General features: G+C 70.2%; 9 protein-coding genes. 6 read left to right on the plus strand and 3 right to left on the minus strand.

Features of this window, described 5'->3' with window-relative positions; genetic code table 11:
• Nucleotides 1–51 precede the first annotated feature (51 nt).
• The 6 genes from dnaK to AB3X10_RS09975 all read left to right on the plus strand — a co-directional run bounded on the left by dnaK (nucleotide 52) and on the right by AB3X10_RS09975 (nucleotide 8495).
• Complete coding sequence (dnaK, locus tag AB3X10_RS09950) at nucleotides 52–1968, plus strand: molecular chaperone DnaK (protein WP_369981179.1); 1917 nt, start codon at nucleotides 52–54, stop codon at nucleotides 1966–1968.
• 160 nt (nucleotides 1969–2128) lie between these two features.
• Nucleotides 2129–3262: a molecular chaperone DnaJ gene (gene dnaJ / locus AB3X10_RS09955; RefSeq protein ID WP_369981181.1), complete on the plus strand. Its 1134-nt coding sequence runs from the start codon at nucleotides 2129–2131 to the stop codon at nucleotides 3260–3262.
• 377 nt (nucleotides 3263–3639) lie between these two features.
• Nucleotides 3640–5715, plus strand: coding sequence for a hypothetical protein (locus AB3X10_RS09960; protein WP_369981183.1), 2076 nt, complete (start codon nucleotides 3640–3642; stop codon nucleotides 5713–5715).
• Nucleotides 5712–6431: a DUF3142 domain-containing protein gene (locus tag AB3X10_RS09965; RefSeq protein ID WP_369981184.1), complete on the plus strand. Its 720-nt coding sequence runs from the start codon at nucleotides 5712–5714 to the stop codon at nucleotides 6429–6431. Before AB3X10_RS09960 ends, AB3X10_RS09965 begins: the two co-directional genes overlap by 4 nt.
• Before the next feature lie 46 nt (nucleotides 6432–6477).
• Entirely contained in the window at nucleotides 6478–7386 is a 909-nt protein-coding gene (gene pdxY, locus AB3X10_RS09970) for a pyridoxal kinase (protein WP_369981185.1), read from the plus strand.
• Nucleotides 7383–8495, plus strand: coding sequence for a prephenate dehydrogenase (locus AB3X10_RS09975; RefSeq protein ID WP_369981186.1), 1113 nt, complete (start codon nucleotides 7383–7385; stop codon nucleotides 8493–8495). Before pdxY ends, AB3X10_RS09975 begins: the two co-directional genes overlap by 4 nt.
• Nucleotides 8496–8792: 297 nt before the next feature.
• Here AB3X10_RS09975 and AB3X10_RS09980 read toward each other — a convergent pair whose 3' ends face one another.
• The 3 genes from AB3X10_RS09980 to AB3X10_RS09990 form a co-directional block, all read right to left on the minus strand.
• The gene (locus AB3X10_RS09980; RefSeq protein WP_369981188.1) at nucleotides 8793–9005 is read right to left on the minus strand and encodes a hypothetical protein; all 213 of its coding nucleotides are present in this window, start codon (nucleotides 9003–9005) and stop codon (nucleotides 8793–8795) included.
• Nucleotides 9006–9133: 128 nt separating this feature from the next.
• On the minus strand, nucleotides 9134–10900 hold the full coding sequence (locus tag AB3X10_RS09985) for an ABC transporter transmembrane domain-containing protein (protein ID WP_369981189.1): 1767 nt from the start codon (nucleotides 10898–10900) through the stop codon (nucleotides 9134–9136).
• Nucleotides 10897–11490 carry an IMPACT family protein gene (locus tag AB3X10_RS09990; protein WP_369981190.1) on the minus strand — a complete coding sequence of 198 codons (594 nt, stop codon included), beginning with the start codon at nucleotides 11488–11490 and terminating at the stop codon, nucleotides 10897–10899. Before AB3X10_RS09990 ends, AB3X10_RS09985 begins: the two co-directional genes overlap by 4 nt.
• Nucleotides 11491–11533: the final 43 nt, after the last annotated feature.

An 11533-nucleotide genomic window follows, 5' to 3' on the forward strand; every position in this document is an offset into this window, starting at 1 on the left:
AACCAGACCCCCGGCAGCGGCCGGACACCAGAAATTTTCAGGAGTCATCCAATGGGCAAGATCATCGGCATCGACCTGGGCACGACCAACTCGTGCGTGGCGATCATGGACGGCGGCAAGGCCCGCGTCATCGAAAATTCCGAGGGCGACCGCACCACGCCTTCGATCGTCGCCTACACCAAGGACGGCGAAGTGCTGGTGGGCGCCTCGGCCAAGCGCCAGGCGGTCACCAACCCGAAGAACACCTTCTACGCGGTGAAGCGCCTGATCGGCCGCAAGTTCACCGATGCCGAAGTGCAGAAGGACATCGGCCTGGTGCCGTACGGCATCGTCCAGCACGACAACGGCGACGCCTGGGTGGCCACCGCCGACGGCCGCAAGCTGGCCTCGCAGGAGATCTCCGCGCAGGTGCTGGAGAAGATGAAGAAGACCGCCGAGGCGTTCCTGGGCGAGCCGGTCACCGAGGCGGTCATCACCGTGCCGGCGTACTTCAACGACAGCCAGCGCCAGGCGACCAAGGACGCCGGCCGCATCGCCGGCCTGGACGTCAAGCGCATCATCAACGAGCCGACCGCCGCGGCGCTGGCCTACGGCCTGGACAAGGGCCAGGGCGGCGACCGCAAGATCGCGGTGTACGACCTGGGCGGCGGCACCTTCGACGTGTCGATCATCGAGATCGCCAACGTCGACGGCGAGAAGCAGTTCGAAGTGCTGGCCACCAACGGCGACACCTTCCTCGGCGGCGAAGACTTCGACAAGCGCGTCATCGACTACCTGGTGGAAGAGTTCAACAAGGACCAGGGCATCGACCTGCGCAAGGATCCGCTGGCGCTGCAGCGCCTGAAGGATGCGGCCGAGCGCGCCAAGATCGAGCTGTCGTCCTCGCAGCAGACCGAAGTCAACCTGCCGTACGTCACCGCCGACGCGTCGGGCCCGAAGCACCTCAACATCAAGCTGACCCGGGCCAAGCTCGAGGCGCTGGTCGAGGACCTGGTCAAGCGCACCATCGAGCCGTGCCGCACCGCGCTCAACGACGCCGGCCTGCGCGCCAGCGACGTGACCGAGGTGATCCTGGTCGGCGGCCAGACCCGCATGCCGAAGGTGCAGCAGGCGGTGGCCGAGTTCTTCGGCAAGGAGCCGCGCAAGGACGTCAACCCCGACGAGGCCGTGGCGCTGGGCGCCGCGATCCAGGGCGGCGTGCTGGCCGGCGACGTCAAGGACGTGCTGCTGCTCGACGTGACCCCGCTGAGCCTGGGCATCGAGACCCTGGGCGGCGTGTTCACCAAGATCATCGAGAAGAACACCACGATCCCGACCAAGGCCTCGCAGACCTTCTCCACCGCCGAGGACAACCAGTCCGCGGTCACCGTGCACGTGCTGCAGGGCGAGCGCGAGCAGGCCCGCTACAACAAGTCGCTGGCCAAGTTCGACCTGTCCGGCATCGAGCCGGCGCCGCGCGGCCTGCCGCAGGTGGAGGTGTCCTTCGACATCGACGCCAACGGCATCCTGCACGTGTCGGCCAAGGACAAGAAGACCAACAAGGAACAGAAGGTCGAGATCAAGGCCGGTTCCGGCCTGTCGGACGACGAGATCCAGCGGATGGTCGCCGACGCGGAAGCCAACCGCGAGGAAGACAAGAAGTTCCACGAGCTGGTGCAGGCGCGCAACCAGGCCGACGGCCTGATCCACGCCACCCGCAGCGCGATCACCGAGCACGGCAGCAAGGTCGGCGGCGACGTGATCGGCAAGGTCGAGTCGGCGCTGGCCGACCTGGAAACGGCGATGAAGGGCGACGACAAGGGCCAGATCGAGGCCAAGACCAAGGCGCTGGAAGAAGCGGGCCAGTCGCTGTACGCGGCCGCGGCCGCCGGCGAGCAGCAGCCGGGCGCCGCCCCGGGCGGCGCGCAGGCCGCCGGCGACGACGTGGTCGACGCCGAGTTCACCGAGGTCAAGGACGACAAGAAGTAAGCCGGGATTCGGGATGCGGGATCGGGGATTCGCAAGGGCCTTGCCCTGGCGGCTTCCCGCTCCCGATTCCTGTCCATCCAGTTTGCAAAAGCGGAAGAGCCGACGCTCTCCGCTTTTGCGTTGAACGAATCCCGACTCCCGAATCTCGAATCCCCGCCCTATGAGCAAACGCGACTATTACGAAGTGCTGGGCGTGGCCCGCGGCGCCAGCGACGACGAACTGAAGAAGGCCTATCGCCGCTGCGCGATGAAGTTCCATCCCGACCGCAATCCCGGCGACCACGCCGCCGAGGCGGCGTTCAAGGAATGCAAGGAGGCCTACGAGGTCCTGTCCGACGGCAACAAGCGGCGCATGTACGACGCGCACGGCCATGCCGCGTTCGAGCACGGCATGGGCGGGATGGGCGGCGGCGGTCCCGGCGGCCCGGACATGGGCGACATCTTCGGCGACATCTTCGGCAACATCTTCGGCGGTGCCGGCGGCGGTGGCCGTGCGGCGCGGCGCGGCGCCGACATCGGCTACGTGCTGGAACTGGACCTGGAAGAGGCGGTGGCCGGGATCGAGCGGCGCATCGAGATCCCGACCCTGGGCGAATGCGAGCACTGCCACGGCAGCGGCTCGGAAGACGGCAAGGTCGAGACCTGCACGACGTGCCAGGGGCGCGGCCAGGTACGCATCCAGCGCGGCATCTTCGCCATGCAGCAGAGCTGCCCGCACTGCGCCGGGCGCGGCCAGATCGTGCAGAACCCGTGCGGCACCTGCCACGGCGCCGGCCGCGTCGAGGAAACCAAGGTGCTGTCGGTCAAGATCCCGCCCGGCGTGGACAACGGCGACCGCATCCGCCTGTCCGGCGAGGGCGAAGCCGGTCCGGCCGGTACCCCGGCCGGCGACCTGTATGTGGAAGTGCGGGTGCGCGAGCATCCGATCTTCCAGCGCGACGGCGACGACCTGCACTGCGAAGTGCCGATCCGCATCTCCCAGGCCGCGCTCGGCGACACCGTGCGCGTGGCCACGCTGGGCGGCGAGGCGGAGATCCGCATTCCCGCCGAGACCCAGACCGGCAAGCTGTTCCGCCTGCGCGGCAAGGGCGTACGCTCGGTGCGCAGCCGCAGCGAGGGCGACCTGTACTGCCGCGTGGTGGTGGAAACCCCGGTCAACCTCACCGCCGACCAGCGCAAGCTGCTGGAGCAGTTCGAATCCACCTTCACCGGCGAGGACGCGCGCAAGCATTCGCCGAAGTCGGCGACCTTCATCGACGGGGTCAAGGGCTTCTGGGACCGGATGACGTCGTAGAGCCGGGATTGGGGATTGGGGATTGGGGATTTGCAACGGCAGATCCCGGGCGGTGGTCGGGATTGTCTGGACCGATGGAGAAGAGGCGCGTGCAGGGCGAGAGCCCGGTACGTGCCTTTTCGGTTTTCGGGGTTGCGATCGATTGCCTGCGAATCAAATACAGGTTGCGGGAGGGGGCGCCGGTGTCGCTGTGACGAATCCCAACCCGCATCTCCAATCCCCGCCCTGTGGGCCGTGCCGCGCAATGCCGGCGCGGCCGCGATGGTGGCGCATCGGTAGCGCGCGCCGTCCGCAACGCGCCACTGCCTGTGGCGCGGCCCGGCATGCGAACATGCCGCCACGCCGATCGCGGCGCATCCCGCCTTGCAGGACCCGCCATGGAAATCGGCCGTTTCGTTCTTGCCCGCCTTGCCGCAGTGCTGCTGTGCGCAGGTGTCGCGGCGCCTGCGCTGGCCAGTTCCGATGCCGGTTGCTCCTCCAGGCTGTTGCTGGATCTGGGCGATTACAGCGGCTGCCAGAACAGCGTCGCGCTTGCGCCGGGCAGCGACACCCGGGTCAATCTGCTGCTGTTGATGCGCGATGGCGCAGCGCCGGCGGTCGCGCCTGCCAGCCCGCTCGAAGCGGCGTTCACCTGGGAGGAAATGGTCCAGGCGCTGCAAGCGCCGGCGACCGATCAGGCCGCTGCCGCCGACGGAATGCTCGACGGCGAGGCGAACCGCTGCAACAGCCATGCGCGCGGCGGCAGCGAATTCAACGAAGCGCTGAACGCGAACGCGCGCGTGCCGTCGGCCGAAAAGACCCGCTTGGCCCAGGCGCGGCCGGCGCAGTGCCCTGACCAGGAAATCGCCGCGCCCGATGGCGTGGCGTCGGCGGCGGGCAGGGAATTCGCGCAGTACCTGCAGGCCGCCAGCGCGTTCTACGCCGGCGCCTTCGACGCATCCGCGCAAGGTTTCGATGGATTGGGCAAGGCGGCCGATCCCTGGATCCGCGAGACGGCGCGCTACATGCTGGGCCGGGTCGCGCTCAACGCGGCGCAGGTCGATGGCTTCGACGAATACGGCGTGCAGCGCGAGCCTGCGCAGTTCGACCAGGCCGCGTTGGCGCGCGCCGAGCAGGGCTTCGCCCAGTACCTGCACGACTATCCGCAGGGACGCTACGCCGCCTCGGCGCGCGGCCTGCTGCGTCGTGTGTACTGGCTCGGTGGCGACACGCAAGCGCTGGCCGCCGAATACGAGCGGCTGCTGCGCTTGCCGGCCGCGCAGCGCGGCCTGTCCGATGTGGAGCTGGCCCAGGAAATCGACAACAAGCTGCTCGCCAGCGCCGATCCCGCGACGCTGACCACGCCGCTGCTGCTGGCCGTGGCCGATCTCAAGGCGATGCGGGCGGGCGATGGCGGCGATGGCCACGGGCTGTCGCTGGCCGCGCTGGAGGCGCAGCGGCCGCGCTTTGCCGACGAGCCGGACCTGTTCGCGCTGTTGCTGTCCAGCTACCAATACTACGTGGCCCGGTCGCCGGCGCAGGCGTTGCGCCTGCTGGATGCCGGCAAGGGAACGGCCAAGCGTGGCAGCGTGGCCTTCGCCGCGGCCATGCTCAAGGGCCTGGCGCTCGAGGACAGCGGCGCGCCGGCGTTGGCGGCCTACTGGCTGCGCCTGCTCGGCAACGCCGAGCCTGGGGTGCAGCAACCGCTGGTGCAGCTGGCGCTGGCGCGACGCCTGGAGCGCGACCGTGCGCTCGACCAGGTGTTCGCAGCGGATTCTCCGATCGTCGACCAGGACATCCGCGACCAGTTGCTGATCTACGCCGCCGGTGCCGAGCTGCTGCGCCGGCGCGCGACGGCGCCGGACGCGCCGGCGCACGAGCGGGAACTGGCCGCCTTCGTGCTGCTGTACAAGGAGCTCACGCGCGGCCAGGCCAAGGCCTTCCTGCAGGATCGCGTGCTGCTCGCCGACGTGCCGCACGACAGCAGCGAGCCGCGGCGCGGGCCTTACTGGTTGCCGCAGTCGTCGGCGCCGGCGGCGGTGTTCTCCGGCACGTTCGAGCAGGGCGAGGATGCATGCCCGGCGATCGAGGCGATGGCCAGGACCCTGGCCGCTGCCCCGGCCGACGCGCATGCGCAGTTGTGCCTGGCGGATTTCGTCCGGGTCATGAACTGGGATCACCTTCCGATCAACCAGCCGCCGCCGGCCAGCGAACTCGGCGGGGCGCCTTCGCAGTTTCCCGGCGCCGCGTATGTCCGCTTGCCGGTCTACCAACGCATCATCGGCGATGCCCACGTGACCGCCGACGACAAGGCCTATGCGCTGTATCGCGCCATCTCCTGCTATGCGCCCAGCGGGTACAACGATTGCGGCGGCAAGGACGTGCCGGTGGCCGAGCGCAAGCGTTGGTTCCAGCGCCTGAAACGGGAGTTCCCGGCCTCGTCCTGGGCGCAGGACCTGAAGTACTACTGGTGAACGCTCGCAGGTTCGGGCGCTGCGCCTTGCTGCTGGCGCTGTGCGTGACGATCGGCACGTCCATCGCCGCGCCGGTGGATGCGCGCCGCCACGATGCGTTCTGGCTGTGGGCGGGAGTGCGGCCGCAGCCGGTGCTGGCCAATGCCCGCCGCGTCTACCTGCTGCAGGCCGAGGTGCCGTTGGCCGCCGGTGCGCCGGCGCGCTTGGTGGCGCAACGTGCCGCGCTGCCGCAGCTGCGCCACTGCCAGGTGTGGATGGTGCTGCGGGTGGAGCGCATCGACTGGACGCCCGCATTGTTCGAAGCGGTGCTGGTGCAGTTGCAGCGCTGGCGCGCGGCCGGCAACGACGTGGCCGGCCTGCAGATCGATTTCGACGCCGGCACCCGCCACCTCGAGCAGTACCTGGCGTTCCTGCGCACGCTGCGCGCGCGCTTGCCGGCCGACTACCAGCTCGGCATCACCGGCCTGCTGGACTGGAGCGTCAACGGCCGCGCCGAGACGCTGGCCGGATTGCGCGGCGTGGTCGACGAGGTGGTGCTGCAGATCTACCAGGGACGCGCGGTGATCCCCGACTATCCGGTCTATGTCGCCCGGCTCGGCAGGCTGCAGGTGCCGTTCCGCATCGGCCTGCTGCAGGATGGCGATTGGCAGCCGCCGCAGGGCCTGGAGGACAATCCGTCGTTCCGCGGCTACGTGGTGTTCCTGCGCAATCGTTGAGCGGGCCGGCGCTCCGCCATCGGCTGCCGCGGCCTAGAATGTGCGGATGAACGCATCCACCGCCAGCCATCTTCTCCACGGCCGCCGCCAGCGTCCGGATGGACCTTCGCCGATCGACGTGATCTCGGTGCAGTCGCAATTGGTCTACGGCCACGCCGGCAACAGCGCGGCGGTACCGCCGCTGCGCGCGCTGGGCCTGCGCGTGGCCGAGATTCCGACCACCTTGCTCAGCAATGCGCCGTTCTACGCCACGCTGCGCGGCAAGGTGCTGCCGTCGGACTGGTTCGCCGACCTGCTGCTCGGCGCCAGCGAACGCGGCCTGCCGCAGCGTGCGCGCATGCTGGTGTCCGGCTATTTCGGCAGCGTCGGCAACGGCGCTGCGTTCGCCGACTGGCTCGACGCCACGCTGCCGCAGTGCCCGTCGCTGCGCTATTGCCTGGATCCGGTGATCGGCGATACGCATACCGGGCCCTATGTCGAGCCGGGGCTGGAGACGGTGTTCGCCGAACGCCTGCTGCCGCATGCGTGGCTGGTCACGCCGAACGCGTTCGAACTCGGCCGCCTGACCGGGATGCCGGCGCTGGCCCAGGACGACGCCATCGCCGCGGCGCGCGCGTTGCTGGCGCGCGGGCCGCAGTGGGTGCTGGCGCACAGCGTCGGTGGCGACGAAGGGCAACTGCTGACGCTGGCGGTGAGCCGCGAGGCGGTCTATCGCTGGCGCTCGCCGCTGTTGCCGGTGGACGTGGCCGGCACCGGCGACGTGCTGATGGCGTTGCTGGTCGCGTTCCTGTTGCGCGGCGATGCGTTCGAACTGGCGATCGGCCGCGCCATCGCCGGCGTGCACGCGGCACTGGAAGCGACCCTGGCCGCGGACTACGAGGAACTGGACGTGCTCGCCGCCGCGCCGGCGGCGCTGGCCACGCCGCTGCGCTTCGCCGCCGAGCGCCTGGCGTGAGCCTGCGCCCGGTTGTCGGCATCGTCGGCAGCGCCGGCGCCTATGGCCGCTGGCTGGGCCGGTTCTTCCGCGAGCGCATGCAGCTGGAAGTCGTCGGCCACGACCCGGCCGATCCGCAGTCGCTGGACCCGGATGCCTTGCTGCAGCGCGCGCAGGTACTGATCTTTTCCGCGCCGATCCGGCACACGCCGGCGTTGATCGGCGACTACGTGCGCCGCGCCGCCGGCCGCGAACGCGAACAACTGTGGCTGGACGTGACCTCGGTCAAGCGCGAACCGGTGGCGGCGATGCTGGCCTCGCAGGCGGAGGTGGCCGGCCTGCACCCGATGACCGCGCCGCCCAAGTCGCCGACGCTGAAGGGCCGCGTGCTGGTGGTGTGCGAGGCGCGGCTGTCGCGCTGGAGCGAGTGGTTGCAGCAATTGTGCACGGCGCTGGAGGCCGAATGCGTGCGCAGCACGCCCGACCACCACGACCGGGTCATGGCGCTGGTGCAGGCGATGGTGCATGCCAGCCACCTGGCCCAGGCCGGCGTGCTGCGCGAGCATGCATCCACGCTGGGATCGCTGGAGGCGCTGATGCCGTATCGTTCGGCCTCGTTCGAACTGGATACCGCGATCATCGCGCGCATCCTGGCGCTGAACCCGGCGATCTACGAGGACATCCAGTTCGGCAATCCGCACGTCGGCGGCGTGCTCGACGGCCTGATCGCGCAGCTGACGCGGTTGCGCGATCAGGTAGGCCGTGGCGACGACGCGGCGCGCGCGCAGTTCCGCGCCGATTTCCTCGACGCCAATCGCCAGGCGGCGGGCGAGGCCGCGATCGCGCACGGCAACTACAGCTACGAGCGGGTCGGCTACCTGCTCGCCGATCTGACCGAGCAGCTGACCCTCAGCGTGTATCTGCCCGAGGACCGCGCCGGTTCGCTGCGCGCCTTGCTGTACGTGTTCGAGCGCCATGGCGTCAGCCTGGCCTCGATCCACTCCTCGCGCACGCCGGCCGGGGAGCTGCATTTCCGCATCGGTTTCGATCCGGCCACCGTCGCGGCGGCGTTGGACGCGGCCGCCGCGGAGATCGACGCCAGCGGCATCGGCCGGGTGTTGCCGCGCTAGCCAGCGGCGTTGCGTCCGGCTTCTGTAGGAGCGGCTTCAGCCGCGACCGGGGCGTTATCGATCACGCATGTCCTATAACGTAACGCCCGTCGCGGCCGAAGCCGCTCCTACAGGGGCAGCATCGGCCGCGATCGGAGCGCTTCATCCACAGGCAGTGTGGATGGAATGCGCGCAAACATGTGGATAAGTGTCTGCGCGCCTTGCGGGGCGGGCGTGTCAAGAGGCTTGGTCAATAATTGACCACGTGCGCCGCGCGCGTGCTGCGCAGGAAGCCGGCACGGCATCGCGCCTGCGCGTTCACACCGCGGTCAGGGTCAGCTCGCCGCCGGTGGTGGTGAACTGCTGGCCGCGGCGGATCAGCTTGCGGCCATCCGCGAGTTCGTAGCGCAGCGCCGGTGCGGAGGACGCATCGTGCTGCGCCTGCTGCTGATGCTGCGCTTCGTCCTGGAACTCGGTGATCAGATAGGCCTCGCCGTCGGGGCCGAGGGCGGGCAGTTGGCGAAAGGACATGACGTGTCTCCTGTCGAATGCGACTCATCGAACCGGGTTGCGCCGCGCGCGAGGCCGGCGCCGGTGCGCCGCGGCTGCTGCATGGGGCGCAGCGGGACCGTAGTCCCGCCAACGTTAGCGCGGTGTGCTCAGTCGATGAATTGCAGCCGCGCCAGTTCCGCGTACAGGCCGCCCTGCGCCAGCAGTTCGGCATGGGTGCCCTGGGCGACGATGCGGCCATGGTCCATCACCACGATGCGGTCGGCCTTGAGCACGGTCGCCAGGCGGTGCGCGATCACCAGGGTGGTGCGCCCGTCCATCAGCCGTTCCAGCGCCTGCTGCACCGCATGTTCGCTCTGCGCGTCGAGCGCGCTGGTGGCCTCGTCCAGCAGCAGGATCGGCGCGTCCTTGAGCAGCGCGCGGGCGATGGCGATGCGCTGCTGCTGGCCGCCGGACAGGCGCGCGCCGCGTTCGCCCAGCTCGCTGGCGTAGCCGTCCGGCAACTGGCGGATGAACGTATCGGCTTCGGCCGCGCGCGCCGCGGCCTCGACCTCGGCGTCGCTGGCCTCGAGCCGGCCGTAGCGGATGTTGTCGGCGGCGCTGGCCGCGAACAGGGTCGGATGCTGCGGCACCAGGCCGATGCCTTCGCGCAGCTGCGCCGGGTCCAGTTCGCGCAGGTCGGTGCCGTCCACCCGCACGCCCCCCGATTGCGGATCGTGGAAGCGCAGCAGCAGCGACAGCACGGTGCTCTTGCCGGCGCCGGAGGGGCCGACCAGGGCCACGCTCTCGCCGGGCCGCACGTGCAGGTCGAAGCCGTCCAGCGCCGGATGGTCGGGGCGCTGCGGATAACGGAACACCACGTTGTCGAAACGCACCTCGCCGCGCAGCGGCTGCGGCAGCGCGCGCGGCTGTGCCGGCGCCACCACCTCGGGGCGTTCGGCGAACAGCTCGGCGATGCGGCCCATGCCGCCGGCCGCGCGCTGCAGGTCGTTCCAGACTTCGGCCAGCGAGGCCACCGAGCCGCCGCCGAACATCGCATACAGCACGAACTGGCCGAGCGCGCCGGCGCTCAACTCGCCGGCCGCCACTTCGTGCGCGCCGGACCACAGCACCAGCACGATCGCGCCGAACACCAGCACGATCGCCACCGCGGTGATCAGTGCCTGCGCGCCGACCCGGCGCCGCGCCACGTCCACCGACAGCGCCAGCGCCTGGCCGAAGCGGCCGCGCTCGTAAGGCTCGCGCGCATGCGCCTGTACCGTGCGCACCGCGCCCAGGGTTTCGGCGGCCAGGGTGTTGGCGTCGGCGACGCGGTCCTGGCTGGCGCGCGAGATCTTCTGCAGGCGGCGCGCGCCGAGCACGATCGGCAACACCGCCAGCGGGATGCCGAGCAGCGCATAGGCGGCCAGGTGCGGGCTGGTCACGAACAGCATCACGATGCTGCCGATCACCGTCACCGTGCTGCGCAGCGCCACCGACATGGTGCTGCCGATCACCCCGCGCAGCAGTTCGCTGTCGGCCGACAGCCGCGACACCAGTTCGCCGCTGCGGTTGCGGTCGTGGAAGCCGGCGTGCAGGCCGATCAGGTGCGCGTACAGGCGCCCGCGCAGGTCGGCGACGACCTTCTCGCCCAGCAGGGACACGAAGTAGAAGCGCAGCGCGGTGGCGATCGCCAGCACCACCGCCACCGCGAACAGCAGCGCGAAGGACTGGTTGATCCTGCCGCCGTCGCTGAAGCCGTGGTCGATCATCTGCCGGACCGCGACCGGCAGGCTCAGCGTCGCGCTCGAGGACACCGCCAGCGCCAGCAGCCAGGCGCCGAACAGGCCGCGCTGGCGCTGCACGAACGGCCACAAGGTGCGCAGGCTGCCGAGTTTGCGCAGCGACTTGGCCTGGTCGGCCGACGGATCGTTCATGCGGGGGAGATTTCCGAACAGCGGACCCTGTTCCGTGTGGCGTCGCGCAGCCGTGTTTTCAAGGCGTCCACGCGATCGCTGGGCAGGCGCAGGCGCAGTTCGGCGCCCTCGGCGTCGAAGCGTTCATCGAGTTTCTCGGCGGCGCAGGCGCCCAGCGCCGCATGCACCGCGCCCAGATCGTCGAAGCCGCAGTGCAGGGTGAGCAGGCTCAAGGCCAGCAACGGTTGCCGCGGCGCCAGCCGCAGGCATTCGGCGGCGGTACCGCCGTAGGCGCGGACCAGGCCGCCGGCACCGAGCTTGATGCCGCCGTACCAGCGCGTGACCACCACCACCACGCGGTCGAACCCCTGGCCGTCGATCGCCGCCAGGATCGGGCGGCCGGCGGTGCCGGCCGGTTCGCCATCGTCGCTGGAGCGGTAGTCGTCGCCGTGGCGGTAGGCCCAGCAGTTGTGGGTGGCGTCGGCCACCGCGACCTGCTGCACGAACGCCAGCGCCGCGCCGGCGTCGGCGATCGGTGCCGCGTGGGCCAGGAAGCGGCTGTGCTTGATGTCCACGCTGTGGCTGACGGGATGGGGGAGCGTATCGGGCATCGGCGCCATTCTAGACGAGGCGCCGCGGCGGCCCGCCGGTGCG

Source organism: Xanthomonas sp. DAR 80977 (genome assembly GCF_041240605.1).
In the GTDB taxonomy this organism is placed as follows: Bacteria; Pseudomonadota; Gammaproteobacteria; order Xanthomonadales; family Xanthomonadaceae; genus Xanthomonas_A; species Xanthomonas_A bundabergensis.

Coding starts and splice junctions, on each gene's coding strand:
- dnaK (WP_369981179.1), top strand. CDS start 52: ATGGGCAAGATCATCGGCATCGACCTGGGCACGACCAACTCGTGCGTG.
- dnaJ (WP_369981181.1), top strand. CDS start 2,129: ATGAGCAAACGCGACTATTACGAAGTGCTGGGCGTGGCCCGCGGCGCC.
- AB3X10_RS09960 (WP_369981183.1), top strand. CDS start 3,640: ATGGAAATCGGCCGTTTCGTTCTTGCCCGCCTTGCCGCAGTGCTGCTG.
- pdxY (WP_369981185.1), top strand. CDS start 6,478: ATGAACGCATCCACCGCCAGCCATCTTCTCCACGGCCGCCGCCAGCGT.
- AB3X10_RS09980 (WP_369981188.1), bottom strand. CDS start 9,005: ATGTCCTTTCGCCAACTGCCCGCCCTCGGCCCCGACGGCGAGGCCTAT.
- AB3X10_RS09985 (WP_369981189.1), bottom strand. CDS start 10,900: ATGAACGATCCGTCGGCCGACCAGGCCAAGTCGCTGCGCAAACTCGGC.
- AB3X10_RS09990 (WP_369981190.1), bottom strand. CDS start 11,490: ATGCCCGATACGCTCCCCCATCCCGTCAGCCACAGCGTGGACATCAAG.